General features: G+C 46.0%; 38 protein-coding genes, 2 other RNA genes and 1 pseudogene. All 41 read left to right on the top strand.

From position 1 onward, the window contains the following. The first annotated feature begins 1 nt into the window (after position 1). The 41 genes and pseudogenes from ACN0T8_RS09325 (at position 2) to ACN0T8_RS09125 (ending at position 24713) form a co-directional block, all read left to right on the top strand. Positions 2-322 carry a hypothetical protein gene (locus tag ACN0T8_RS09325; RefSeq protein WP_417880347.1) on the top strand — a complete coding sequence of 107 codons (321 nt, stop codon included), beginning with the start codon at positions 2-4 and terminating at the stop codon, positions 320-322. A gap of 11 nt (positions 323-333) precedes the next feature. Beyond that, the gene (locus ACN0T8_RS09320) at positions 334-957 is read left to right on the top strand and encodes a DUF3164 family protein (RefSeq protein WP_417880346.1); all 624 of its coding nucleotides are present in this window, start codon (positions 334-336) and stop codon (positions 955-957) included. A gap of 7 nt (positions 958-964) precedes the next feature. Beyond that, positions 965-1183 (top strand): hypothetical protein, encoded by a 219-nt coding sequence (locus ACN0T8_RS09315; RefSeq protein WP_153448450.1) that lies wholly within the window; start codon positions 965-967, stop codon positions 1181-1183. Next, positions 1170-1340, top strand: coding sequence for a hypothetical protein (locus tag ACN0T8_RS09310; protein ID WP_178306495.1), 171 nt, complete (start codon positions 1170-1172; stop codon positions 1338-1340). Before ACN0T8_RS09315 ends, ACN0T8_RS09310 begins: the two co-directional genes overlap by 14 nt. After that, positions 1337-1492 (top strand): hypothetical protein, encoded by a 156-nt coding sequence (locus ACN0T8_RS09305; RefSeq protein ID WP_417880345.1) that lies wholly within the window; start codon positions 1337-1339, stop codon positions 1490-1492. Before ACN0T8_RS09310 ends, ACN0T8_RS09305 begins: the two co-directional genes overlap by 4 nt. Continuing rightward, positions 1492-1569, top strand: an RNA gene (locus ACN0T8_RS09300) — hammerhead ribozyme type II. Before ACN0T8_RS09305 ends, ACN0T8_RS09300 begins: the two co-directional genes overlap by 1 nt. Before the next feature lie 13 nt (positions 1570-1582). Further along, complete coding sequence (locus tag ACN0T8_RS09295; RefSeq protein ID WP_417880344.1) at positions 1583-2263, top strand: DUF2786 domain-containing protein; 681 nt, start codon at positions 1583-1585, stop codon at positions 2261-2263. Next, on the top strand, positions 2260-2808 hold the full coding sequence (locus ACN0T8_RS09290) for a hypothetical protein (protein ID WP_417880343.1): 549 nt from the start codon (positions 2260-2262) through the stop codon (positions 2806-2808). Before ACN0T8_RS09295 ends, ACN0T8_RS09290 begins: the two co-directional genes overlap by 4 nt. Positions 2809-3028: 220 nt before the next feature. Continuing rightward, positions 3029-3101: hammerhead ribozyme type II (locus ACN0T8_RS09285), an RNA gene on the top strand. A 9-nt stretch (positions 3102-3110) separates the two neighbouring features. Continuing rightward, on the top strand, positions 3111-3626 hold the full coding sequence (locus tag ACN0T8_RS09280) for a gp16 family protein (protein ID WP_417880342.1): 516 nt from the start codon (positions 3111-3113) through the stop codon (positions 3624-3626). 2 nt (positions 3627-3628) lie between these two features. Continuing rightward, the gene (locus tag ACN0T8_RS09275) at positions 3629-3919 is read left to right on the top strand and encodes a hypothetical protein (RefSeq protein WP_417880341.1); all 291 of its coding nucleotides are present in this window, start codon (positions 3629-3631) and stop codon (positions 3917-3919) included. Between the two features lie 152 nt (positions 3920-4071). After that, positions 4072-4464 (top strand): Mor transcription activator family protein, encoded by a 393-nt coding sequence (locus tag ACN0T8_RS09270; protein WP_153448457.1) that lies wholly within the window; start codon positions 4072-4074, stop codon positions 4462-4464. 10 nt (positions 4465-4474) lie between these two features. Continuing rightward, positions 4475-4948: a hypothetical protein gene (locus ACN0T8_RS09265; RefSeq protein WP_417880340.1), complete on the top strand. Its 474-nt coding sequence runs from the start codon at positions 4475-4477 to the stop codon at positions 4946-4948. A gap of 80 nt (positions 4949-5028) precedes the next feature. Then, positions 5029-5577 (top strand): glycoside hydrolase family 108 protein, encoded by a 549-nt coding sequence (locus tag ACN0T8_RS09260; RefSeq protein WP_417880339.1) that lies wholly within the window; start codon positions 5029-5031, stop codon positions 5575-5577. Then, positions 5577-5936 carry a hypothetical protein gene (locus tag ACN0T8_RS09255; protein WP_417880338.1) on the top strand — a complete coding sequence of 120 codons (360 nt, stop codon included), beginning with the start codon at positions 5577-5579 and terminating at the stop codon, positions 5934-5936. Before ACN0T8_RS09260 ends, ACN0T8_RS09255 begins: the two co-directional genes overlap by 1 nt. Beyond that, positions 5923-6171, top strand: coding sequence for a DUF2644 domain-containing protein (locus tag ACN0T8_RS09250; RefSeq protein WP_417880337.1), 249 nt, complete (start codon positions 5923-5925; stop codon positions 6169-6171). Before ACN0T8_RS09255 ends, ACN0T8_RS09250 begins: the two co-directional genes overlap by 14 nt. After that, entirely contained in the window at positions 6168-6428 is a 261-nt protein-coding gene (locus ACN0T8_RS09245) for a DUF2681 domain-containing protein (protein WP_417880336.1), read from the top strand. The genes ACN0T8_RS09250 and ACN0T8_RS09245 overlap by 4 nt, the downstream gene beginning before the upstream one ends. Then, positions 6418-6564, top strand: coding sequence for a hypothetical protein (locus ACN0T8_RS09240; RefSeq protein ID WP_417880335.1), 147 nt, complete (start codon positions 6418-6420; stop codon positions 6562-6564). The genes ACN0T8_RS09245 and ACN0T8_RS09240 overlap by 11 nt, the downstream gene beginning before the upstream one ends. Further along, positions 6561-6788, top strand: coding sequence for a TraR/DksA C4-type zinc finger protein (locus ACN0T8_RS09235; RefSeq protein WP_417880334.1), 228 nt, complete (start codon positions 6561-6563; stop codon positions 6786-6788). The genes ACN0T8_RS09240 and ACN0T8_RS09235 overlap by 4 nt, the downstream gene beginning before the upstream one ends. Beyond that, positions 6785-7099 (top strand): DUF2730 family protein, encoded by a 315-nt coding sequence (locus tag ACN0T8_RS09230; RefSeq protein WP_417880333.1) that lies wholly within the window; start codon positions 6785-6787, stop codon positions 7097-7099. Before ACN0T8_RS09235 ends, ACN0T8_RS09230 begins: the two co-directional genes overlap by 4 nt. A gap of 2 nt (positions 7100-7101) precedes the next feature. Further along, positions 7102-7392 carry an ArsR family transcriptional regulator gene (locus tag ACN0T8_RS09225; protein WP_416920377.1) on the top strand — a complete coding sequence of 97 codons (291 nt, stop codon included), beginning with the start codon at positions 7102-7104 and terminating at the stop codon, positions 7390-7392. An 8-nt stretch (positions 7393-7400) separates the two neighbouring features. Then, positions 7401-7571, top strand: coding sequence for a hypothetical protein (locus ACN0T8_RS09220; protein ID WP_417880332.1), 171 nt, complete (start codon positions 7401-7403; stop codon positions 7569-7571). 12 nt (positions 7572-7583) lie between these two features. Next, positions 7584-8177: a DUF3486 family protein gene (locus tag ACN0T8_RS09215; RefSeq protein WP_417880331.1), complete on the top strand. Its 594-nt coding sequence runs from the start codon at positions 7584-7586 to the stop codon at positions 8175-8177. Positions 8178-8179: 2 nt separating this feature from the next. After that, a complete protein-coding gene (locus ACN0T8_RS09210) occupies positions 8180-9787 on the top strand; it encodes a terminase large subunit domain-containing protein (RefSeq protein ID WP_417880330.1) in 1608 nt (535 codons plus the stop codon). Beyond that, positions 9784-11367 carry a DUF935 domain-containing protein gene (locus ACN0T8_RS09205; protein WP_417880329.1) on the top strand — a complete coding sequence of 528 codons (1584 nt, stop codon included), beginning with the start codon at positions 9784-9786 and terminating at the stop codon, positions 11365-11367. Before ACN0T8_RS09210 ends, ACN0T8_RS09205 begins: the two co-directional genes overlap by 4 nt. Beyond that, positions 11360-12151 carry a phage minor head protein gene (locus ACN0T8_RS09200; RefSeq protein WP_417880442.1) on the top strand — a complete coding sequence of 264 codons (792 nt, stop codon included), beginning with the start codon at positions 11360-11362 and terminating at the stop codon, positions 12149-12151. Before ACN0T8_RS09205 ends, ACN0T8_RS09200 begins: the two co-directional genes overlap by 8 nt. 138 nt (positions 12152-12289) lie before the next feature. After that, the gene (locus tag ACN0T8_RS09195; protein WP_417880328.1) at positions 12290-12946 is read left to right on the top strand and encodes a hypothetical protein; all 657 of its coding nucleotides are present in this window, start codon (positions 12290-12292) and stop codon (positions 12944-12946) included. A gap of 154 nt (positions 12947-13100) precedes the next feature. Next, complete coding sequence (locus tag ACN0T8_RS09190) at positions 13101-14069, top strand: phage protease (protein ID WP_417880327.1); 969 nt, start codon at positions 13101-13103, stop codon at positions 14067-14069. Beyond that, on the top strand, positions 14069-14968 hold the full coding sequence (locus tag ACN0T8_RS09185; protein WP_417880326.1) for a Mu-like prophage major head subunit gpT family protein: 900 nt from the start codon (positions 14069-14071) through the stop codon (positions 14966-14968). Before ACN0T8_RS09190 ends, ACN0T8_RS09185 begins: the two co-directional genes overlap by 1 nt. 107 nt (positions 14969-15075) lie before the next feature. Continuing rightward, positions 15076-15705: a hypothetical protein gene (locus tag ACN0T8_RS09180; protein WP_417880325.1), complete on the top strand. Its 630-nt coding sequence runs from the start codon at positions 15076-15078 to the stop codon at positions 15703-15705. Positions 15706-15735: 30 nt separating this feature from the next. Next, positions 15736-16176 carry a gp436 family protein gene (locus tag ACN0T8_RS09175; protein ID WP_417880324.1) on the top strand — a complete coding sequence of 147 codons (441 nt, stop codon included), beginning with the start codon at positions 15736-15738 and terminating at the stop codon, positions 16174-16176. Continuing rightward, on the top strand, positions 16176-16718 hold the full coding sequence (locus ACN0T8_RS09170) for a phage virion morphogenesis protein (RefSeq protein ID WP_417880323.1): 543 nt from the start codon (positions 16176-16178) through the stop codon (positions 16716-16718). The genes ACN0T8_RS09175 and ACN0T8_RS09170 overlap by 1 nt, the downstream gene beginning before the upstream one ends. A gap of 13 nt (positions 16719-16731) precedes the next feature. Then, positions 16732-17331 (top strand): hypothetical protein, encoded by a 600-nt coding sequence (locus ACN0T8_RS09165; protein WP_417880322.1) that lies wholly within the window; start codon positions 16732-16734, stop codon positions 17329-17331. 35 nt (positions 17332-17366) lie between these two features. Next, positions 17367-17576, top strand: a complete 210-nt coding sequence (locus ACN0T8_RS09160) for a DUF2635 domain-containing protein (RefSeq protein WP_417880321.1) — start codon at positions 17367-17369, stop codon at positions 17574-17576. Positions 17577-17578: 2 nt separating this feature from the next. Continuing rightward, positions 17579-19057: a phage tail sheath subtilisin-like domain-containing protein gene (locus tag ACN0T8_RS09155; protein ID WP_417880320.1), complete on the top strand. Its 1479-nt coding sequence runs from the start codon at positions 17579-17581 to the stop codon at positions 19055-19057. 27 nt (positions 19058-19084) lie between these two features. Further along, positions 19085-19435: a phage tail tube protein gene (locus tag ACN0T8_RS09150; RefSeq protein WP_417880319.1), complete on the top strand. Its 351-nt coding sequence runs from the start codon at positions 19085-19087 to the stop codon at positions 19433-19435. Further along, complete coding sequence (locus tag ACN0T8_RS09145) at positions 19435-19794, top strand: phage tail assembly protein (protein ID WP_417880318.1); 360 nt, start codon at positions 19435-19437, stop codon at positions 19792-19794. Before ACN0T8_RS09150 ends, ACN0T8_RS09145 begins: the two co-directional genes overlap by 1 nt. A 215-nt stretch (positions 19795-20009) precedes the next feature. Continuing rightward, positions 20010-20939, top strand: a pseudogene (locus ACN0T8_RS09140) (tape measure protein); the annotation flags it as partial. A 783-nt stretch (positions 20940-21722) separates the two neighbouring features. Continuing rightward, positions 21723-23054, top strand: a complete 1332-nt coding sequence (locus ACN0T8_RS09135) for a DNA circularization protein (protein ID WP_417880317.1) — start codon at positions 21723-21725, stop codon at positions 23052-23054. Then, positions 23047-24117: a phage baseplate assembly protein gene (locus ACN0T8_RS09130; protein WP_417880316.1), complete on the top strand. Its 1071-nt coding sequence runs from the start codon at positions 23047-23049 to the stop codon at positions 24115-24117. The genes ACN0T8_RS09135 and ACN0T8_RS09130 overlap by 8 nt, the downstream gene beginning before the upstream one ends. Further along, positions 24111-24713, top strand: coding sequence for a phage baseplate assembly protein V (locus ACN0T8_RS09125; RefSeq protein WP_417880315.1), 603 nt, complete (start codon positions 24111-24113; stop codon positions 24711-24713). The genes ACN0T8_RS09130 and ACN0T8_RS09125 overlap by 7 nt, the downstream gene beginning before the upstream one ends. The last annotated feature ends 7 nt before the right edge of the window (positions 24714-24720 follow it).

Here is a 24720-nt window from a genome sequence, read left to right as displayed (position 1 = left end):
TATGATGCACTTTAACGAAAAACGCCGCGCGGTTCGCAATGCCATTGAACGCTTAGAACGTGAAGGCGCTGCGATTATTGGTTGCAACATCAAACTAGGCATTCCAACCATCACGATTGAAATGCCGCCAGTGTCGCTGATGACCAAGTCACACACTGTCACAGAGCGCAAAGCTGGTGCTCGCGTGACTAGCCATGTTGCCAAGCTTAGCGGTTGCTTAGTTCGCTGGTACGACAGCGAACTACCAGAAGCCTTTTTTATCACTCAACACCTAAACCCATACGCGCCAGAGCTGATCGCTTCATGGCCTACCAACTTATAAGAGAAATGATCATGACTACCCAAAACCCAAACCAAGCGCCTGAAGGCTACCGCTTTAACGCACAAAGCCACCTAGTACCTGAGAGCCAAATCAAAGCGATTGATCTCATTCGTGATGATGTGGTGATGACCATAGTGCAAGAAGCTCGCATCCAGCAGCAACGCCTTGCCACTTTTAAAGCAGGAGCCATGAACAAGGTTGCCGACTTTGTAGACCTATCCGCTGAAGAGTATGGCGTGAACTACGGCGGCACTAAAGGCAACGTCACACTGGTTTCATTTGATGGCCGCTACAAATTGCAACGCGCTATGGGTGAGCACCGCATTTTTGATGAACGTATTCAAGCCGCCAAAACCAAAATTGACGCCTGCATTCAACGTTGGTCGGAAGGCTCAAGCGACCAAATTAAAGCGCTTGTGGATCATGCTTTCCGTGTGAATAAACAAGGCCACATTGATGTAAACCAGGTGCTGAGTTTGCGCCAATTAGATATTGATGATGCGGAATGGTTAGACGCCATGGAAGCGATTGCCGATTCAATTCAAATCACTGGCACCAGTTCTTATTTGCGCTTGTACGAGCGTCAAGAGAACGGCGCTTATACACAAATCCCACTCGACATTTCAAAACTGTGAGGTCGTTATGGCTCAGTCAAACCAACTACTTGATTGCCCGATGCGCCGTGAGTTCTTGCTAAAGAAAATGCAAGAACGCACACCAGACGAGTTAATTGAGCAAATTCAACAGGCGGCCAAAGGCGACCCGCGCAAGGAGTTCAACAAAGGCGTTGCCGCTACCTGCCAATGGTTACTTGGTCTTGGTGATAAACCCTTTGGAGGAAATGACGATGCCACGCAGTAATGAGCTTATTCCTTGCATCATGCTGCACAACCGCATGAGTAAAGAACAAGCCGAAGCGTGGGCAGACAAACATTGTGGGGATTGGCGCAATACCCCACTACCCAAAGCGAAGCGGATCAAGTCAATCGCTTCAAATGAAAAGGAATGGGAAGAATGAATCACCCTTACACCAGTATTCACAGCAAACGAGCCATTGAAAACCAATTAGAACTTGCGGAGGAAAAGCACCACAACGATGAATACATGCAAGGCGTGGTGGATGCTCTGATGTGGATTCTAGGGCAAACCCCACCGCCAGCCGAAGACTAAAACGAAACAGATAACCGAGCCGTTAGCGGTTATCTGTCTATCTAGCGTCGTGGCTAGGTACTGATGAGTAGCGAAATTAAAGGTGCAATTATGGATAACAAGATTTTAGAAAAGATAAAAAAGCTGCTTAGGCTTTCTCAGTCAAGCAATCCAAATGAAGCGGCTCTAGCTTTATCGAGAGCGCAAAAGTTAATGAAAGAGCATGGTATTGAAAGCAATGCACCTGAACTAGCTGGTGTAAATGACTTCACTATCAATGCTAAATCAAAAGCCCAAAAACCATCTAAGTATTTTGGTGTGTTAGCTCATTCAATAGCAAAAGCATTTGGGTGCGAGTTTTATTTCCAGCCAACGTTCACAAATATGCAGATCGTATTTATCGGCCACGAAGAAAGGCCAGAGATTGCCAGTTATGTCTTTACAGTTTTAGAGCGTCAGCTCAACAAAGCAAGAATGGAATTCTTAAAAACCTTGAGTTCAAGAATGAAAAAGATAAACAAAACAAATCGTGCCGATCAGTTTTGTGAAGGTTGGTGTATGGGGGTTTATCAAAAAATTGAAGCCTTCGCTCTAAGTGAAAAAGAGAGTGAAGAAATTGCCAACTTCAAAAATAAAACGTTGGATCTTTCTTCATGCCAACCAAGAGAAGCAAAAGGTAATGGCATGTCTGCAAACAAATCAAGAATGCAAGGCTACCTAGCGGCTAAAGACGTGACATTAAACCAAGGTGTTGCTGGTACTGAATCCTTGAAAATTGGAGCAGCCCAATGAAACTCACCCGTTGCCCAGTGTGCCACAGCAACATTCACTTGGATGCGTTAATCCAAGACCAAGCAGGTCGTGACTTGCTTGGTGATGTGGCGGCACTGCCTGATTTTATTGCCCGTCCATTGCTTAATTACATTGGCTTGTTTCGTCCGCTCAAATCGGATTTATCCAATGGTCGCGCGCTGCGCCTCATGCGTGAAGTGACCGACGAATACAAAGCGGATCATCTATTGGCCTCGGCACTGATTGAAACGGTCAACAAGCTGCGTGAAAAGCGCATTCAGTTTCAAGACGTGAAGCCGCTCGCCAACCACAACTATTTAAAGCAGGTTTACAAAAGCCTAGCGGTAAAAAATAACGTGGCAATGCCTACAGAAAACCACACCCACCAAGGCAAAGCGGAAGCGGTACAAACCACCAAGCCTGATGATAGCCAGTGGTACATCGAGCAAGCTACTCGCATGGTGAAGATGGGCATCGACCCACTCGGTGAGAAAAGCACGATTGCGAATAAGTTGAAAGAAATGAACTGGAGACCTGAAATATGAAATTTTCAATAAGTGATCTAAGCAAAACCCATCCTGTTGTTCTTGCTGCAAAGCTTATGCATGACTTGCACTCAAAGGCAGATGGTATGTACGAGCCATGCCGAGAAGTGCTAGGAAAATTCCCAGAGTTAACACCTGAGCAGGTTATGTGCCTATGGATAGGGATAAATATGTCTGAGTGCGATCTTGAAACTTACAACAGTATTGAACTATTGAAATAAAGCGAAACAAGCAAGGCGTATGTCTTGCTTGTCTGTCTAGCGTGGTGGCTAGGTACTGATGAGCAGCCCAAGGAGATTGATATGTCAGCAATGCTAAAAATGGTGCAGATTGGTAAGCGCCAGTTGAACCTAGATGATGACGTTTACCGTAACATGTTAGAGCAAATCACAGGCCAGCGAAGCTGCAAAGGCTTGAGTGACGCTAAGTTAAAACAAGTGATCGATTGGATGAAAACCAAAGGCTTCAAAGTGAAGCGCAAACCACGCGCCAGAGCGGAAGAAGTCACGGTTATTCGAGCTATTTGGATCACCATGCACCAACAAGGTTTTGTGCGTAACCCCAAAGACTTGGCAATAGATGCTTACTGCAAGCGCATGACCCAACAGATTAACGGCAAAGGCGTAGAACGCGCGAACTGGATGAATCAAGAACAAGCCGCTTATGTGTTGGAAGCGTTAAAAAAATGGCATTACCGACTAATGGAAGATATGATTTTATCAAAAGGTGGCCGCATTCCATCCAATGATTCATGTACTGGGCCAGCCAGTTACTCAAAACTCGCAGCCTATTATTTAACTTTTAACAAGGAAATATAAAGATGGAATTTATTGTTCTAATTTTTGCAATTTTAATTGCTCTATTTTTGTTTAGATTGCTTGGCTTTTTAGCACCATTCGTATTCATTGCTTTGGGTGTTGGGGTATTAATCAATCGTGGATGGAATATTTATGCCATTGGCGGCATGGCTGTAGGTCTATTAGCTATAGGGATTTATGGATATTACCTTTACCAGAAAAAAACACAGCAGCAACAGACCTTAACTGATGAAGAATTGCAGGAGTATGCTAGGAAGGAAACTGAAAGGTTAAATAAAATATGGAAGCAATAAATTAGCCCAAACATCAAAAAGCACCTTGTAACCCCAAGGTGCTTTTTTTATGTCTAAATTTCCCATTCTGGAACATCTATACGATATCGGTTGACGTGTTTTTAATCACCGCTAACAATTCCCATATTAAGTGGGAATAAGCGAGATTAATAATGACAGAGCAAAACCTTGATATGTTGGGCTTTGATGACGTGTCGATTGAAGCGATTAAAGATTTAGACACCGAAGATTGCCGATGGCCGGAAGCCATGCGCCAAATGTACGATATTTTAAAGCATGAGCTTATCGAGGCTGGCGTGAGTGAAGAGTTAGCCATTCGTCAGTTAAGCAGTATTTGCAAAGCCTTTGGTGGCATGCAGTTCTACTTGCCACGCGGTAACCAATTGGCAAACGAGATTAAACACTTGCACATTTGGAACGAGTTTACAGGCAACAATGTCACTGAATTATCTCGTAAATATGATGTGAGTATGCAACACATTTACCGAGTTATTGCTAAGATGCGTAACCGCGAAGTGAAAAAACGACAACATGATTTGTTTTAAGGGATTGAGAATGAAAAAGTTATTATTTTTATTGTTATGTTTGGTACCAGCGTTGTCTGTAGCGAGTGGTGATGTGGCTGCATCGATTGATGAGATCAAAGTGAAACTTGAGAACTCTACGGTAAAACCAGTCGATTGGTACACCAAAGGTGATACAGAATTTGCAGAGACAAATAATCGTTACATTATGTCTAAAATTGCAATCAACAAAAATAAGGCAATAGCAAACGTAAAAGTCGCTAGAAATGATTTTCTTTGGAATGGTGTTGCTATCTGTAGAACTCTAACTGACATTATTCCTCATGAACCCTCTGAGTTAAGTTGGGATGAAACAAAATGGAGCGAAGATGATAAATTAATCAGCTCTGTTGTAGCTGAAAACTTAGAATGGGGAAAAGCAAAAACATTCACCCTGAATGATTGGAAAGTAGACTTCACTCAGCAATCAGAGCTTGAAGTAGATTGCGTAATTAAAAAGCTCTAAACAACAACCAACGTTAATCCGCTTACCCCCTTAATAAAAAGCACAATCGAGTAAACAACTTACTCGTCGGTGCTTTTTTTATGTCTCAAGATTTTCCATTTAACACTCGTGATTACTCGCTCTCATTCTGCCATGCGTTAATGTTCGTGTTAGAAAAAGAAGGTGGACTAACGGCTGATGGCGGCTATGTTGATGACCCGAACGACAACGGCGGCGAGACTAAATTCGGCATTAGTCAGCGTGCCTTTCCTCACCTTACGATCAGTGACCTTACCATTGATGATGCGGCCAATCTTTATTACCAGCATTACTACCTTGAAGCTCAGTGTGAAAATTTACCAGTTCCGGTTGCGTTAGCCGTCTTCGATGCTGCTGTGCAACATGGCGTTCGTGCTGCGATTAAGATGTTGCAAGAAGTGGTTGGTGTGGTGGCCGATGGCATTTATGGCCCTAAAACCCATGAAGCAGTTTACGCCAAAGACGATGAATACTTACTTGCCGCTTACCACCTGCGTCGCTCTCGCTTTTATGCTCGCATTGTTAAGAAGAACCCAAGCCAAAGCCGTTTTATTGAGGGCTGGCATAACCGCCTAAGTGATTGCTTAGAAGCTGCTTGGGAGTTGGCGTAATGTCTTTTTACAAACTCAACCCCGATCTTAAAAATGCCCGAGCGTTCGAGCGGTTTAAAGCTGGCCGTAAAGCACGTTTTAAATGCGAGTTAAACGACCTTCAAAACGGGATTGAACCGCGTTTACACAAAGCACCTTTGTACAGCCATAACTCAACTTGGCAATCACAATTTCGCCGTGGTTTTGAAAGCGTCACCGATAATGACTTAGCCCAGTTTCGTTATCGCTATGCACAAAAACACCAACCTAAAGCCATTAAACCAAGCGTCAATATAGGCACTGTGTCATCTACTTCGCATCCACATATTGAGCGGGTATTAAAACAACATTCAACAAGGAACGCTCATGCCAACACTTAAACCCAGCGCGTTAAAAGAGCTGTTTACCAATGAAGACAACCGAACAAGTACCACTGGCACCTTGCATGTGTTGGGGTTCTTCGTTTTGTCTGCTGTGTTGCTGTATTCGGTGTATTTAGACCGCAGCTACGTGCCGGAACTGTTCACCACCTTAGCCATTTTTAGTGGTGGCGCAGTCGTGACCAAGGGCGCTGTCTCTGCTTACAAATCCAAAGTGACCAAGGTGGGTTCATGAGTTTTTCAATCATGACGTATTTGATTGCGGGTGCTGCCGCTGCCTTTGTTTTCCTGTTCTGGCTAATGAACTACTACAAAGCCAAATCGAAACGCATTGCGGGGCAGCTAGAGCAAGCGAACGTGATGAACGCACAACTGCAAACGGAGATAAAGCATGTGCAAATTAAGCAAAAAATTGAAGCTGATAATGCTCAGCTTAGCCCTAGTGAGCTTGATGAGCGGATGCGCCAAAAGGGTTATTTCCGTGACGAATAGCGGGTGCACCAGTTTCAAGATGATCTACCCAAGCGTGAAAGATACCGAAGGTACAAAGCGCCAAGTGAATGATTACAACGATATTTACAAAGCCGTTTGTGGTGATAGCACCAATCAAAAAGAGAGTGATGAATGACGGACATAATCGACCAAGCCGCCAAGTTAGAACAAAAGCACCGTGATGCTGCTATCGCCAGAGCGCGCCAAGTCGCTGAACGAACGCCGCAAACCTTTGATGGTGACACTATTGTGTGTGCCTGTTGTGGTATGCCGATTCCATTAAAACGATTGGCCCTTAACCCTCATGCGACTTTGTGTGTGGAATGTAAAAGTCAGCTAGAAGCACAGGAGAACCGATGAACGAGTTTCAAGCAGTGTTAGATATGTTGAATACCATTTGGCGTGTGATGGCTCCATTTGTGAGCGTGTTTATTGCGCTTGCTTTGCTCAGTTTACGCAAAGTGTTTGTGTCTCAAGTGCAGTTCGATGAACTGAAACTTAATCATCAAGAATTAAAAAACCACGTTAACAACTTACCGACCCAAAACGAAGTCAATCGCTTACGCCTTGAAATGGAAGTCACTCGTGGAGAAATCAAAGAACTACGGGCGGCATTAAAGCCGGTTGATCACCTAACCAAGCTGCTGCTTGAAAAAGAAATGAAGGAATAGTCATGAGCATGCATGAAGTTTTACAACAAGACCGCCGTCTTGTGATGTTGCGGGTGCTGAATGAGTCACCAGCGTACACAGCTAATGAATCGATTCTTGATTCCTCGCTCGATGCGTACGGTCATCGTATCAGTCGTGATCTTGTGTTGTCTGAAATGTACTGGCTGCAAGAACAAGGCTTAATCACTTGCAAGGATATGTCTGGCACATTAGTCGCCACAATTACCCAGCGTGGTGTTGATGTTGCCGAAGGCCAAGCACAGCACCCAGGTGTGAAGCGTCCGCGCCCATAGGAGTTTATATGTTTGAAATTCTTCTGATGATCTACTTCTTAGTCGCCTTGCGATGGACGGTTTATCGCTACTTTGAAGTACAAGAGCCGATTATTCGCCCTTGGTTAAAGTCGGTGTGGATGTACTTATGTCGCGGTTGGTATCGGTTGTTAGATCGCCTTGATCGTTTATTTCAGTAATGAGGCCCACTTATGACCCAAGCTAACAAAGCACATAAAAAGAACCGTCTCAGCAAAATAGACAAACTGCCGGAAGACATCAAGTCGCAACTCAACATGTTGCTGCGCGAAGGCCAAATGACGCAGGAAGAAATTCGCAGCCAGATTAATGAGCTGATTGAAAAGGAAGGCTTGCTGGCAGAAGAACGTGGCGATGACGAATACATCAAACGCAACGCCTTGAGTCGCTACAGCCAACAGTTTCACAAAGGCATGGAAAATTACAAACGCGCCCAAGAGATGACTAAGCAATGGGTGCAGCAGTTTGGTGAAATGCCCCAGACGGATATTTCTCGATCGTTAATTGAGATAGGCAAATCGCAAATCTTCGACTTTCAAATGGCCGCACTCGAAGCTGATAAAACTATCGACCCGAAAACCATGGGCCAAATGGCGTTGGCAATTAAGCGATTGCAAGAGGCCCAAACAGGCAGCGTGAAACTGGAAGCGGAAATTCGTAAGCAAGCCTTGGAAGATGCCGCCGAGAAAACAGAAGCCGTTGCCAAGAAAGCGGGCCTCACCTCTGACACGGTGAAAATGCTCAAATCTGAAATCTTGGGAATTTAATTATGGCTGAAACCGTTACCAAGCCAACCGTGAACAAACTGACTGAAGACATCCTTATCGAGTTTGATAAGGATGAGCTTTTACTTGGTTATCAGAAACGTTGGATCGCCGATGACTCCGTGCTCAAGATTGCCGAGAAGTCACGCCGAACAGGTCTGACTTTTGCCGAAGCGGCAGACTCTGCTATTAGCGCGGGTACGGCCAAAGGCGAAGGTGGCAACAATGTGTTTTATGTTGGCTCCAACAAAGAGATGGCGCGAGAGTTCATTGATGCCGTTGCGCTATGGGCCAAGATATTTGATAAAGCCGCTGGTGAAGTGCAAGAAGATGTCTTGAACGATGAAGACAAAGACATCTTAACCTTTGTGATCTACTTTGAATCCGGCTTTAAAGTTCAGGCGTTATCGAGTAACCCCTCTAACCTGCGTGGTATGCAAGGTACTGTTATCATTGATGAAGCAGCCTTCCATGAACGTTTAGCGGAAGTATTAAAAGCGGCGCTTGCTTTGACTATGTGGGGTTCGAAGGTTCGACTTATCTCTACCCACAACGGTGTCGAAAACCTATTCAACCAACTCATTCAAGACAGCCGCGCTGGCAAAAAGCGTTATTCCATCCATACCATCACGCTTGATGATGCGTGTCTTGAAGGTTTATATCAGCGTATTTGTCAGGTCACTAAACAAGAATGGTCGCCTGAAAAAGAAGAACAATGGAAAGCCAACTTACTCAAAGACACTGCCACTGAAGAAGACGCACTGGAAGAATATTACTGTGTGCCGAAATCTGGCGGCGGTGCTTATATCGCGCGTTCGCTGAGAGAGCGAGCGGCAAGGCTTGATGCACCAGTGTTGCGCTTTACTGGCTCCGATGCGTTTAACCAAGCTGGCGAAGGCGCACGCATGCGTGAAATGCAAGAATGGTTAGTCGAACATGTTGGCCCAGTATTAAAAACCTTGCCTAAGAACTTACGGCACGCACTTGGTGAAGACTTTGCCCGTAGTGGTGACTTAACCGTGTTTGCTCCTGTCATTATCAATGATGACACCAAGCGTAAAGTGCCGTTCCTGGTCGAGCTGAAAAACGTGCCATTCAAACAGCAAGAGCAAGCGCTGTATTACATTTGTGATCGCCTGCCTCGTCGTGATGGCATCTTCCTCGATGCGCGTGGTAACGGCCAGTACCTAGCCGAGCAAGCGCACTACAAATATGGTGAAGAAGTGGTTGAAGTCATGCTGTCTACCGCTTATTACCGTGAAAACATGCCGAAGTTTAAAGCTGCTTTTGAAGACGATGAACTGGAGCTGCCAAAGCATGAAGATGTGATCACCGACCTTGGGCAAATTCAAATGATTCGCGGTGTGCCTGGCATTGATGATTCACGCACTAAAGGCAGCGATGGCAACAAGCGTCACGGCGATAGCGCGATTGCTATTTTCTTGGGCTTCCTAGCGTCTAAAGCCGATTTAACTCGCTATGAATTGCACACCATTTCCCCTAAAGGCGATGAGACTCACCGCCGATTCTTTGGCAGTGCTGAAGAAAACAACCGACACGATGACGCATTCGGTGAACGCACCGACCTGCGTGGTAAAGGAATTCGATTATGATTTTAGATGCAAATGGCAAACCGTTTAAAGTTGAGCAAGAAGTGCTGTCTGAAGACATTGCTCGTGCTTATACCACCAGTGTGCGAAACCCTCGCCCGAGCAGTGTCGCCAGTACCTTAACCCCGCAACGTCTAGGAACGTTAATGCGCGCAGTGGTCGATGGCACTGACCTTGAAGCCTTCATGACGCTAGCCGAAGAAATGGAAGAGCGCGACTTGCATTATGCCGCCCAGCTGCGCACCCGTAAGCTGGCAGTGGCGGCATTGCCTCCGACCGTGGAAGCGGCCAGTGAAGACAAAAGCGATGTAGAGTTAGCAGAAAAAGTCCGTGACTTGCTCAATGACGATCAAGTCCCTGAATTATTCTTTGACCTTCTTGATGGCTTAGGAAAAGGCTTATCGGTCGTGCAAATCTTATGGAACACCAATGCGACACCATGGAAACCTAAAGACTACAAATGGGTTGATCCTCGTTATTTGCGTGCCGACCAAGACACACTTGAAAGCATTTTGCTCATTAGTAATGACTACCCAAGTGGCGCACCGTTAGAGCCGTATAAGTTTATTGTGCACACGCCTCGATCTAAATCCGGCAGTGTATGGCGCAATGGATTGGCACGCTTGGTGGCCGTGATGTACATGCTGAAATCGTTCACGGTTCGCGATTGGTGGGCTTTTGCGGAAGTGTTTGGCATTCCGGTGCGTGTGGGTAAGTACGGCCCGAACGCCAGTACAGATGACATCACCACGCTAGTGAATGCGGTTAGCCGAATTGCCAGTGATGCGGGCGCAGTTATTCCTGAGTCGATGAAACTAGAGCTGATTGAAACGGCTAAAGGCAACGGTGGCAACACTCTATTTGAAAACATGGCACGCTGGTGTGATGAGCAAACCAGTAAGGCGGTACTCGGCCAAACCATGACCGCCGATGATGGCAGCTCGCAATCGCAAGCGAACGTACACAATGAAGTGCGGATGGATATTGCCAAATGGGATGCGCGCCAATTGGAAGCCTGCATCAATGAGTACCTAGTTAAGCCTTACATCATTTTGAATTGGGGCGTACAAACTCGTTACCCGAAAGTACGCATTAAAGTACCAGAGCCAGAAGACTTGAAGATGCTGGTTGATAGCATCACGCCATTGATTGATCGTGGCATGAAAGTCTCAGCCTCTAGCATGCGTGAAAAGTTTGGTTTAACGGAACCGGATGAAGAAGACGAACTGCTGCAAGCTGAAACACTCATTGCCATGAGCGCAACGCCAGCGTTAAACCGTAGCCAGTCCGAAGGTGCAGTTGAGTTAGGCCGTAATAAGCAACGTGTTTCGATTAACCGTGTGACACAAACTTCTGACCAAATCATTGATGAACTCACCGATGAGGCGATGGACGATTGGGAAGAAGTCGCGGAAGACTTCATGAACCCGATCATGCAACTGGCCGATAGCGTAGACAGCTATGATGAGTTCTTGGCTAAGCTGCCAGAACTGCAAGACCAATTAGGTGCAGAGAACTTTGTCGAGCAAATGGCGAAGTACATGTTTGAAACACGCGCACTAGGAGACGTTCGTGATGCCTAGTGATTCAGCCAAGTATGATTTCGTGCCGACGGATGTGCTCAACTGGTTTAAGAAGAAAGGCATTGAGCCAAGCTTTGACTACAAGGATGTGTGGAAGCAAGAGCACACCAATGCCTTCACTGTAGCTAAGATGCTCAATGCGGATTTGTTGGTGGATGTGAAAACCTTGGTGGAAGATGCGATTGAACAAGGCCAAACCTTCGCCCAGTTCCGCGACATCTTAAAGCCTCTGTTGGTGAAATCCGGTTGGTGGGGAATTCAAGAAATGGATGACCCGCTCACCAAAGAAACCAAAACCGTCCAGCTTGGTAGCGAAGGTCGAATCAAAACCATCTACCGGACGAACATGCGTACTGCACGCGCAGCTGGTCAGTGGGAACGCATCGAGCGCACTAAGCGAGCCATGCCGTACTTGTTGTATCAGCTTGGTCCTTCTATTGAACACCGTGTTGATCATGTGAAGTGGAAAGATTTGCTGTTACCTGTGGACGATGAATGGTGGCAACAACACATGCCGCCCAATGGTTGGGGCTGCAAGTGTTGGATTCGCCAGGTGTCGAAATATGAATATGGCAAGCTGACTGAAAGCGACAAAGTTTCAACCACTGCGCCACAAGGCAAAACCAAGCAATGGGTAAACAAGCGCACGGGTGAAGTGGAAACCCTGCCGGAAGGTATTGAACCAGGATGGAACTACAACCCTGGTGCACGTGAACAAGCCATGAAAGCCGACTTAAATAAAAAAGAGGCTCGAATGCGTGAGACGTATTCTAAGCCGCTTTAGGTTGATATGGGCTACAAAGTTACTAATGAAATTGTTTAAACAAATCTGAGGCGATTTAAACGGGGTTTAAACATGGTTATAAGTGTTTGTTAGCGGTAGAATTTCGTTTTCACAGAATTAACGAATGAAGGCGAAGTTATGTTATCGAGCGTTTATGTAAAGGAAGTACCGGAAATTACACTTGTCACGTCTACGGATTGGATTGCTATTGGTAGTATGCTCGTCACTGTGATCATTGTTGTATTGGCTGCCTGGTTTCAAGTTCATCAAGCTAAGAAGTTAGCTGAACAGATGGAAAAGCAGCTAAAGGCGGAGCAAGATTTAAGGCGCAGGCAGTTTATCGCACAAAGTCGTAGAGAATGGATAGAAAATTTAAGACAGGAATCATCGAGTTTTCTATCGCAAGTAGATAAAACTCGTGGGGTTATATCTTTTGTATATATACCGGAAATTAATAATGCAATTAAAAGTAAACCTACCGATAGGAATATTGATCTGAATAATGTCGCCCACAAACTAGCAGAAGAATTACAAGGGTTGATTCGCTTTAAAATTAATGTGCAATTATTGGTGAATTGTGATGAAGCTGATGCAAGTAGTTTACTTAAAAGCATGAATGCAATCATAATGGGATATCAAAAATGTTTAATTGAGTTTAAAAAATCAATTGATAATAACCAAAAACTAGATACTAACTCGTTGAACAATGTCGATGACCACAAGAAAGTGATTGTGGATATGATAAAAATCATATTAAAAAAAGAGTGGAATCGCGTAAAAAGTCTGGATGGTTAATTTTTCTTAAGCATCCATTTTTACCATTAAATTAAAGCAACCGACGTTAATCCGCGTCGGTTGCTTTTTTTTTGCATGCTTACTTCACACAAGATGTTTCATACCAACCCAGCACAAGGAGGTTGTTATGTGATCTTCAATTTTGGAGTGAGTAATGAACCCAGCCTTAACTGCATTATGTTTTTCCTTACAGCCTACCTCAGTTGCAGAAAACGCAACGGAACAAGGTGTTTGGCTACCGATGATCCCTGCTGGAACATTTGCAGGTGTCGATAGCCGTTCCTGGACAAACAACAACCCAGAGCAAGTCATTGCCCGCTTTACGCAAAAGCGCCCATTCGATATTGAACACTCAACCCATATCAAAGCCCCGAAAGGTGAACCTGCTCCTGCGTACGGTTGGATTACCAAAGCCGAAAACCGTAACGGTGAAATCTGGGGCTTTATCGAGTGGAACGATGATGGCGCACAGCTGATTGATGAGAAGAAATACGCTTTCTACTCGCCTTCTTTTACGTACGACAAGAGCGGCCAAGTGCTGGCGCTTGTGAGTGCGGCTTTAACCAATGACCCCAACCTTGATGTTCCTGCATTAAACCAACGAATGGAGAACGCCAATATGCCGTTGCCAAAAATCGTTTTGGATGCGCTTGGCCTTGCCGAAGATGCAACACCAGAACAAGCCGAAGTGGCTATCAACTCTCTTAAACAAGAGAAAGATGTCGCCCTAAACCGTGCTCAGACCGTGGACTTAAACAAGTTCGTACCAAAAGAAACCTACGACGTTGCGCTTAACCGTGCATCAAGCGCAGAAGATAAGCTGGCTCAAATCCATAACCAAGAGATCGAATCCTTGGTGGATGATGCGATTGAAGCAGGCAAAGTCGCGCCAGCCAATAAAGACATGTATGTGTCGCTGTGTCGTTCTGAAGGTGGCATGGAGCAATTTAAGAGCTTTGTTGCTACAGCCCCAGCAGTAGTGGAAAGCCAAGAAAAACAAAAGCCAGCAGTGGCGACAAACAGCAAGCTGAATGATGTTGAACTGGCGATGTGTCGCAAGATGGGTGTCTCTGAAGAAGAGTACCTAGCGGCTAAAGCTGAAACGAATAAAGGAGCGAAATAATGGCGACTGAAGCACAAGTACTTGAAGCCCTTCAAGTCAATATGTCTGCGGCGTTTACCCGTGGTTTACAAGCGGCAAAACCGCAATGGCCGATGGTAGCGACGAAAGTACCTAGCTCGGGTGCGGCAAACTTTTACGGTTGGCTAAAAGACTTACCAGGCATTAAAGAATGGGTTGGTGATCGCCAGCTGGCTGACATGGGTCGTCATGGCTATTCAATTGAAAACAAAACATGGGAAAGCTCGATCTCTGTTTCTCGTGAAGATGTCGATGATGACCAAATCGGTCACTACTCGGTTATCGCACAGAACTATGGTGATCAAGTTGCCATCTTCCCTGATGAGTTGTCTTACGGCTTATTAGTCGCTGGTTTCACAACACTTTGTTATGACGGCCAGAACTACTTTGATACCGACCACCCAATTGAATCAGATCCAGCAACGACGTTCTCGAATGTGATTGGTGACCCAACCACAGACACTGGCGAACCGTGGTTCTTGATTGATGATACCAAGGTGCTGAAGCCTATCGTGTACCAAGATCGTCGTCCGTTCGTGTTTAAGAACATGCAGCCAAATGAAGAATATACCTGGTTCAATAACAAATACGCCGCTGGTGTAGATGGCCGTTGTAACGTGGGCTTCTCATTCCCTCAGTTGGCGATTGGTTCTAAAGGCGTGTTGGATGAAGACACTTATGCCGCAGCCAAAGAGCTATTAGGCACCATGAAGAAAGCCGATGGCACACCAATTGGTACTCGCGCAACCAAGATTGTGGTTGGTCCGAAAAACGAATCGGCAGCGAAAAAACTATTGGCTCGCATGTTGGTAGAAGGTGGTGACTCCAACATCTACTACAACGATGTAGAGATTGTTGTGAGCCCTTACATCACGGCTTAGTTCTTAAAACGTAAACGCCTATCAGGTGCAAACTGATAACGGGCTGGCGGTATTCAGTTACCGCCACGTTTAAAGCCACTTTAACCTCGATTTAAAAGGAGTTCACCGTGAGTGGAACCGCTAAAACAGGTACATCAACTGCGAAACAGACGGCAGCAGCGAAGGCTAAAGAAGCAGCTGCAAAAGCTGATGAGCAGACAGCGAATGCCAACAGCCCCGAGCAATCTACCACTGGAACTACTGAGCAACCAGTGGAACAAGCTCAGTCCGCTGACCAAGCGCAAGCCGAACAGGAAGCGTTAACCCAAACAGAATCAAATTCAGAGAAACCTGAACAGGTGGAGAAGGATAAGCCGGAGCAAGAAGCGTTGAAGGCAGATTCTGATATTCAACAAAAGGAACAAGACGATGTTTCGAAACAAGCAAAAGATGATGAGCCACTTCTCAGCACTGATGGTGTTCCTGTTGGTGTGCTTGGTGCCCTTAAAGTTCGCTCTGTCTCAGATGCTGGCTTTTGGCGCAGCGGCGTTAAATTTCACCGCCTACAAGAAACACTGGTGCTTGTGGTGGATGGAGAGCCGCTGGAATTCCGCCAGCCTGCGGAAATGGACTCGAAAAACTTTTCACCTGAGTTTGTGGTGTTCATGTCTACTGAAAAGGCAAAGCGCGTCCACGATGAGCCTCGCTTAGTGGTGGAGACTGTCGAACTTAAAGATGTAATCGACATTCAAGACTAGCCATTAACAGACAAGAGCTAAGGAAAACCGATGGCAATCTACGCAACAAAACAAGACTTAATGGATCGCGATGAGCAAATGCTTTGGAATTTTGCCATTGATCGCAATACCGACGAGTTAAATGACACATGGATTAACCAAGCCCTAGAGCAAGCCGATGAAGAGATCGATTCTTTTCTGGCGCGTCGCTTTGAGCTTCCGTTACCGACTGTGCCAGGCATGTTGAATAAGATTGCCATCACCATTGCTTTCTACTGGCTGGCTGACCGTGACCAGCAAGCCACCAACTTGTTGGAAGAACGCTACAAGATGCAGCTGCAAACCCTGCGTGACATTGCTGACGGTAAGCGCGAGCTCGGTTTGCCAACCTTGGATGACAACAACCCAACCGAAGGCAGCGTGGGCAAAGTAGAACTGGTGCAAGAAGGCGAGCGCCTGTTTACCCGCAACAAACTTAGAGGCGTCTTGTAATGGGTATCTCGGTTCAAGTCACCGGAACGGAGGAACTGAGACGCTATGAAGAGCTGCTTCAGCGCTTGGCGGATCCATCTCATAAGTCTGAGTTACTTGAATCTCTCGGCAGTGTTGTTGAGAGCCAGACCCGCAGACGAATTGCTGATGAAAAAGAATCCCCTAGTGGTGTGTCTTGGCCTGACTGGTCAGCCGATTACGCCAAAACACGCCATGGAAATCAGTCCTTGTTACAAGCTGATGGCGGATTGCTCGATTCCATTCAGTACATCGTACAAAAAAACCAAGTACGAATCGGCTCGCCGCTTGCCTATGCCGCCGTACACCAAGATGGATTTTCGGGTGCAGTGCAAGTATCGGCCCACAATCGGCTAATTACTCAAGCCTTTGGCAAAGCACTGAAACACCCTGTGTGGCAATCGGTAAGTAGCTTTAGCCGCCAAATGGAAATTCCACAGCGCGAGTTTTTAGGGCTAAGCAGTGAAAACCAAAAAGAAATTTATCAAGTCCTTGGTGACTTCTGGCAGGAGCTAATGTCGTGATGGAGACAGTGAAATGAGTAGACCCGATTTTAGTATTCAAGGCTCCACCGTTTGGGCAGTGCAAGAAATTGTGAAGTACCTGAAACCCAAACTTGAGGGTTCAGAACGTCAGATTGACAAGATACAAACCGTAGAACGCCACATTGGCCGCTTTGATAAACCGGAAGATGTAAAGCGTTGGCTAAGTAACCGTGATGGTAGCGTGCGTATTACAGCATTACGTGTCACCGAATATGAAAACACCGCAGGCAGTTTGTCTGGCAAGGTCAATTTTGTGGCCTATATATTCACCACTGACCAATACGGCTATGAAAAAGACCAACGTTGCGAAGTGATCGCAGGTCAATTAGTGCAAGCCATTATGCAATTTGGTGCTTTGCCTACAGCCAATGGTGGCGTGGAATCGGTTCGCAGTGACAACTTATACAGCGGCAGCATAGACGAACTGGGCATTGCCATTTGGTCTGTCACCTGGTCGCAGTGGTGGCAACTTGATGTACCGCTAGACCCTGAAACCTTAGACGATTTCATCACCTTTGGCCTTAAAGGCGATATGGGTGACGGTAGCCCACCGATTGAAGGTGAAGTCACGCTTCCACAAGATGACTCTTAACCCCGAACACGTATTACAACCGAAAGGAAACCACCATGAAGATCCATGTGAAACCAAATAAAGCGAGCGTCAAGGTGCGTAAACCTGACGGTAAGTACCTAGCCGAGCAAGGCGAAGAAGTCACAAAGTCTGCTTTTTGGGTGCGTCGCATTAACGATGGCGACGTTGTTGCTAGTGAGCCAACCCCAACCACAAAACCAAAGAAAGCCGCTGCTGTAGAAGCTGCTGCTAAGAAAGGAGAATAACCATGGCATTGGGTAATATTCCAAACGATATTTATACGCCTTTAGTGTTTATCGATATTGATAACTCAGAAGCACTTTCTGGCACGCCAGCCTTGGTGCAAAAGATTTTGGTGATTGGTCAGCAGTTACCAACAGCGCTATCTACTCCGTTAAAGATCACTCGCATCGGTACGAGTGAAAGTGAAGCTGATGCGCTGTATGGCAAAGGTTCGATGCTTTCTATCATGTTGCAGCGTCTACGCAAGGCCAACAGCTACACTGATGTTTATGCGCTGAACGTAGCAGACTTTGGTGGTACTGCTGCTAAGGGTGAAATTACCGTTACTGCTAGCACAGCTAAGGCTGGGGTGATTGGGTTGCTGATTGCTGGTACGTCGGTTCAAGTGACCGTTAAAGAAGGTGACGCTGCGAGCGCGATCACCACCGCCATTATCAATGCGGTCAATGAAAATACCTCATTACCTGTGACAGCGGCATTGAAAGATGCTGAAACCACTGTAGTTGAATTAACCTGTAAATGGACGGGCCAAACCAGTAACGACATTGATTTACGCCACAGCTATTACGATGGCGAAACGTTACCAACTGGTGTGACGATTGTGTTCACGGAGTTTTCTGGTGGTGCTGGCACTCCTGATATGAGTGAAGTGATCGCCGCTATTCCTGACGAATGGTACAACCATATTGCGATGCCATTTAATGACACCCAAAGCATGAACGCGCTGCGTGATGAACTGGTGTCTCGCTATGGCCCACTCAAGATGATTGAAGGGATTGCTTATACCGCGTTCCGTGGCACGTTTGCGGAAACGGGCTCTTATGGCGATGGCCGCAATGATTACTTGTTCACCTGTATGGGCACCAATAGCTCACCACATGCACCATGGGAATGGGCCGCATCTTACTGTGGTATTGCCGCATATCAATTGGGTATTGACCCAGCTCGCCCACTGCAAACCTTAGTGTTGCCGGGCATTCTACCGCCTGCGAAAGAAAGTGTCTGGGACCAAACCGAGCGCAACTTACTGCTGCATGATGGTATTGCCACTTATACCCGTACAGCAGGTGGTGAATGTGCTATTGAGCGTGAAGTCACTATGTACAACGTCAACACCTATGGCGACCCAGACCCAAGTTACTTGGACATTACCACGCCAGCCACGTTGGGCTACTTGCGTTACTCGCTACGAGTGATGGTGACCAACCGTTACCCTCGCCACAAATTAGCCGGTGATGACGTACTACCAAAACTTAACCCTGGTCAGCCAGTGGTGACGCCTAAGCTGATGCGCAATGCCATTTTGGAACTGGCCGATACCGATTGGGTACCAAATGGTTTAGTGGAAGACTTCGATGGCTTCAAAGAAACGTTAAGCGTTTACCGTGATGACAGCGATGTGAACCGCTTGAACTGTGTGTTTAAACCAGACCTTGTGAATCAGTTGCGTGTGTTTGCCGCATTGATGCAATACAAGCTGTAACCTCGATTAATCAAAAGGAGAACGCAAATGCGAATTCTTGGTGAAGTCACCGTACGTAATAACGGTGAACAATTAAAAACAAAAAAAGGTTCAACACTGAATCCGGGTGGATATACCAATACTTCCCATATTGGCCCTGGTCGCGTTTGGGGTAAGTCTCGTGAGTATACCGCCCCTACTATGCAAGTAACGATTGCCGCGGCAGAAGATGTGGATGTAATGGACATTAACGCAATGGAAGCGGCTACCCTTACATGGGAAGGTGATAACGGCATCGATTACATGATGACAGGCTGTGCACCGCAAGCCCCATTCCAGCTATCAGACTCTGGTGAAATCACCGGCACATTTGAAGGCGAAAAAGTGGAGCGTGTGTAATGGCGATCATGACGTTTGAATTAACGCATGGCTACAAAGCGGGTGAAACCACCCACCTTGAAGTTGGATTGCGTGAGCTAACACCTAAAGATGTATTCGATGCCCAAATGGCTGCTGAAAAAGTGGGAATCGTTAACGATAGACCATACGCCTATACGTCTGATGCCCATATGGGAATGGAGCTTTTAGCAAGGCAAGTCGAATATATTGGAGAAATTAAAGGGCCTCTTTCAGTAAAAGAGTTGTTAAAACTTGAAACTGAAGATTTTGCTTTAATCCAATCTAAAGCTAGCGAACTTGATCAGCTTCTTCTTCCTCAAGAGATTATGGAGGGTGTCGAAGAACGGGGGCGATCTTAAATCACTGGCTAAAGAATTAGAGCCGATGTTGATCCACGTTGGCTCTACTTACCCTGTCAGTGATTGTTATTACCTTCCTATCCGCCGCCTTACAGCTTTATTTACTCGATTAAGAGAACTACAGGAACCACTCCATGGCTAATCGTCTTGTTACTGACATCATTCTTAACTTATCTGGCAACCTTGCTCAAAAAGGCAAGCAGTATGGGCAGAGTATGACGAAGCTCGGATCACAAAGTAAGGCTGCATTTAGCATGATAAATAATTCAGCTAAAGTCGCTAGCCAAGGAATAGACCGATACGGTAACAGAATGATTATTGGTGCAGGTGCTATTGGTTTTGCGTTTGAACGTACGTTTGTAAAAACTGCTGCGGAGTTTGAGCGTTACCAAACCATGCTTAATAAATTGCAAGGTAGTGAGCAAGGTGGTGCTCAAGCAATGCAATGGATTCAAGACTTCACCATGAACACCCCATACGCAGTGAATCAAGTTACTCAGTCTTTTGTAAAGCTTAAAGCCTTTGGTTTAGACCCTATGGATGGAACGATGCAAGCCATTGCTGATCAAGCTGCCATGCTAGGTGGTACAGCAGAAAGCGTGGATGGAATTGCTTTAGCCCTCGGACAAGCATGGACGAAAGGAAAACTACAAGGTGAAGAAGCATTGCAGCTTCTAGAGCGCGGTGTTCCTGTTTGGGATTACTTGGTTGAAGCCAGTAAAAAAGCTGGTCAAAACAATGGATTTGGCTATACCGCTGTACAACTTCAAGATATGGCAAGTAAAGGCCAGTTAACCCGCGAAGCGATTAAAGCCCTAATAGATATGATGGGGCAAAAGTCTCAAGGTGCAGCAAGAAAGCAAATGGATACTTGGAACGGTATGGTTTCAAATATGGGCGACACATGGACAGTGTTTCAAAAAGATGTCATGGATAGTGGTGCATTTGAGGCACTAAAAGACCAGTTAAAAGACTTCATGGATGAACTTGATGAAATGAAACAAAACGGAGACTACGACAAACTGGTTGAGGATGTCGGCGAAGGTCTTGTAACGGCTTTTGAAGCTGGTACGGAAACTTTAAAGGCCATGAAAGAAGTTGGTCAAGAAATGCTACCAATTTTAAAGGCAGTTGGTGAAGGAGCCAAAGCCATTAGTGATGCCGTTGGCGGCTATGGCAATGTGGCTAAAATTCTTGCGTCCGTTTATGCAGTGAATAAAGCCATTAGAATCGGCTCTCCAATTCTAAAAGGTGGTGCGACCATTGCAGGTTCTGTTTTAAAAAAAGGCGGTAAAGGTGCAAATATTGCCAATAATATCGCAAACCTAGGTGCAACCCCTGTTTATGTTGTCAATATGCCAATGAACGGACTTGGTGGAGGGCCTGATATAGGTGGCGGTGGCGGAAATAAGCCTACAACAACGCCTAAAAAAGCTGGTTGGAAAGCTCGTGCACTCTCCGGTGTTAATTCCGCGAAGTATTTAGCTAGTGATGCAGTTAGGTTTGCGACCACAGCCTTACCTATTGCTTATATGGCCATTGAGACGCCTAAACAAGCTCCCTTGTTTGATGTTCGTAGAAAATCAGAAGTTGATACTAGCCAGTTACCAGAGAACTTTCCTGTGTCAGCAGGGCTTCTTGATGTTTTTGATGATCTAAAACGTTGGTTATCTAATGAAGAAGAGCCAACGAAAAAGCCTCAAAGCGCAAGCGTTGCTGATGCAATTAAAAACTTTAATAGTGCTTATACAAAAGATACTGCTTCCCCTTGGATGTTAGCAGGCCAACAGTACAGTGGTGGCGGCAATCTCAGAGTCGATATTGGTGTGACTGATGAGCGTATCACGACTAAGACGAGTGGCAGCTTCCCTGGCTTAACCGTTAACCCAGATTCAGGCATCAATTAACCCACCATAAAGGAGCTTTAAATGGCATTTGAAGAACGTTTAACCGCCTCTTTTCGTGGTGTTGAATTCTTACTTGAAGGCGCAGATGGTGAAAGTGGCCGCCGCGCCATTCCTCATGCTTACCCTAAAAAGGAAAGTGGCTGGGCGGAAGACAACGGTAAGGTGCTGCAATCAGAAAAAATCACTGGTCGCGTTCTTGGCGATGATTACGTCACCCAATTGCAAAATATACTCGATGCACTGAATCAGCCAGGACCAGGCGAACTCATTCACCCTTGGTTTGGCGTGCGACAAGTTCAAGTTGGTAAAGTGAGCCATAAGCTACTTATCAATAAAGACCGAACCGCGAGCATTAGCTTTGAAGTGCTTGAGGTGGGCGAAAACCTTTTTCCTTCGGCTCAATCAGACACAGCTAGCGACTTACAAGATAAAGCCGAACAATCTCAAGATGCTGCTAACTCTACCTTTGCCTCTGCTTTTGATGTCGATAATGTGGAAGGTATTGGCGGCATGGTGGATCAGTTTTTAGATGATTTAGACGAGTTCACTCGAAACTTACCTTCACTACCAAGCGAGCTGCGTGAATGGACGAACCGACTTATTCGCGCCAAAGACTCGATTGGTAACTTGCTGGCTTATCCTGGCGACTTGGCGGTTGAAACAATGGGCTTATTAGAAGATGTGAAGTCTGTAGTCACTGACCCTATTCGCGCCCTCGATGTTTATACCCAAGTGCAAAACCGTTGGGATGGTATGCGTGCAGAGTTGGCCGTAACTGGCGGTTTAAGTAGTGGTATTTCGAGTTCGAACGGTATCGCTAGTTCTGTGCCATTTATGGCTAACTCAGAAAAGAAAGCGGCGATTACCCAAAACAGTGAAGTGTATAAACAGCTGATTTTAAACTCTGCGGCCATTTCTAAAGCGGCAGCGTTGGGTGCTTCAGATTTTAACCAGGATACTGAAGCGGATGACAATGTAATTGCCTCGTTAACGGGCGCTGAACGTACGGCCATTTTGACTGGTCCGCAATTGAAAGCCATGGGAAATGGTGTGGCAAGTGAACTGGCGGTGTTTTCAGAGCAAGCGGTAGAGCGTGGTGATTCCGACTTGTGGCGTTCTTTGCGCGCATTGCGCCAGTCTGTGTTGTCTGACACTCGTGCTCGCGCAGAGCAGCTACCACAACTTTCTGTTTATACCCCGAATCAAACCATGCCTGTGTCTTATGTTGCTTGGGCTCAAACAGGTGATACGGAAAACCGCCAGTCGATTATTCGCCGCAATGGGCTTTCACATCCTGCCTTTGTTACTCCGTCTCAATCGGTTGAGATTATTGGGGATAATAGCAATGGATAAAGTCACCTTAAAAGTCGATGGCAAGGTTTATGAAGGTTGGACAAAGGTGCAAGTCACTCGTGCGCTAGATGCGATGGCAGGCAGTTTTGAGCTCTCGCTTACAAGTAAATGGATGAACAATAAATACCAAGCCGTAAGCGCACCGATTCAACAAGGTGAAGCTTGTGTTGTTGAGATTGGTGGTGAGCGTGTGATCACCGGTTACATTGATGACTGGATCCCAAGTTACGATGATGAACAAATCACTATTTCAGTCAGTGGCCGCGCTAAAACCGCTGACCTTGTTGATTGCTCTGTGGTGCATTCTAGCGGCCAATTCAACAACCAGACGTTAACGCAAATTGCTAGAACGGTGTGTAAGCCGTTTGGCATTGATGTGGTTGTGAATACGGATGTAGGCGCAGCATTCCAACGTGTGCAACTTGAGCAAGGTGAAACCGCCCATGAACTGCTTGCTCGTTTAGCAAAACAGCGTGGTGTTCTACTGACTTCTGACACGTTTGGTAACTTGGTGATCACTCGTACTAGCAAAGAAAAAGCAGGCACCGCTTTAATTCTCGGCCAGAACGTTCTTGCCGCACGTGGGCGTTTTTCTTGGCGTGATCGCTTTAGTCAGTTCACAGTGAAATCCACTGGCCCAAGTTTCGGTGAAAAATGGGACGGTGCTGGCTTGTCCTCCGTTGGTGGAATAAAAGCGGAAATCACGGATGAGGAAATCACTCGTTATCGACCAATGATCATCATCAATGAAGAAATCGCTACTGCTGATGGTGCGAGTAAGCGCGGTCAGTGGGAACGCCAGCGCAGCATTGCACGTTCGAACAGTGCGGAATACACAGTAACAGGTTGGCGCATTCCTGATACGGGCAAGTTGTGGAACTTTAACCAATTGATTCAAGTAACAGACCAAATATTTGGTATTGATAAAGAGCTACTGATCAAGGCGGTGATGTTTAGCGAAGATGAGTCTGGTCGGCTATCTGTGATCAGTGTCGTTCCTAAAGAAGCAATGGACATTCCAGCTCAAGCGGAAAAGAAAACAAAGGTGGCTGCAAAATGGTAACAGAGCGCTATATTCAAAAACTGCTTGCCCCGATTCGTCGCAAGATCATGGGCAGTATTGGCCGTGCGTTGGTGACAGGTGTTATCGAGGATTTACAACGTCAAAACATCCAGGTGCAAATACATGCGGATGAGTCTGCCGATAACATTGAGCGCTTTCAAAACTATGGCATGAGTTCAAACCCGCCAAAGAATTCAGAAGCGGTATTGGTAGCGCTTGGCGGTGATTTAGCTAACTTGGTTGCCGTGGCCGTGGAAGATAAAAATTGTCGCCCAAAAGGTGAAAGTGGCGATGTTTTTTTATACCATCAAGAAGGTCACAACATCCGCCTCACCAAAGACGGCAAGCTAATCATCACAGCAACTGAGGTGATTTATAACGCCGCTCATTCTTTCACTATCATCTCACCAGAAACATTAATTCAAGGCCCTTTGCATGTGACGGATGGTATCTCGACAGATTTAGGCATTTTTGCTTCTGGCGGTATTACGTCAGCCAGTGTGGTTAGCGGTAGCGACTTAACGGCTGGCGGTTTTTCATATCTTGGTCACTATCACAAAGCAGGAAGCTCGAACACGACACCGCCTATTGGCTAAAGGTTTT

Origin of the sequence: Vibrio sp., assembly GCF_048266485.1 — a bacterium.
In the GTDB taxonomy this organism is placed as follows: domain Bacteria; phylum Pseudomonadota; class Gammaproteobacteria; order Enterobacterales; family Vibrionaceae; genus Vibrio.
The sequence above is the reverse complement of the archived record's forward strand: the minus strand, read 5'-3'. Positions and strand labels throughout refer to the sequence as shown.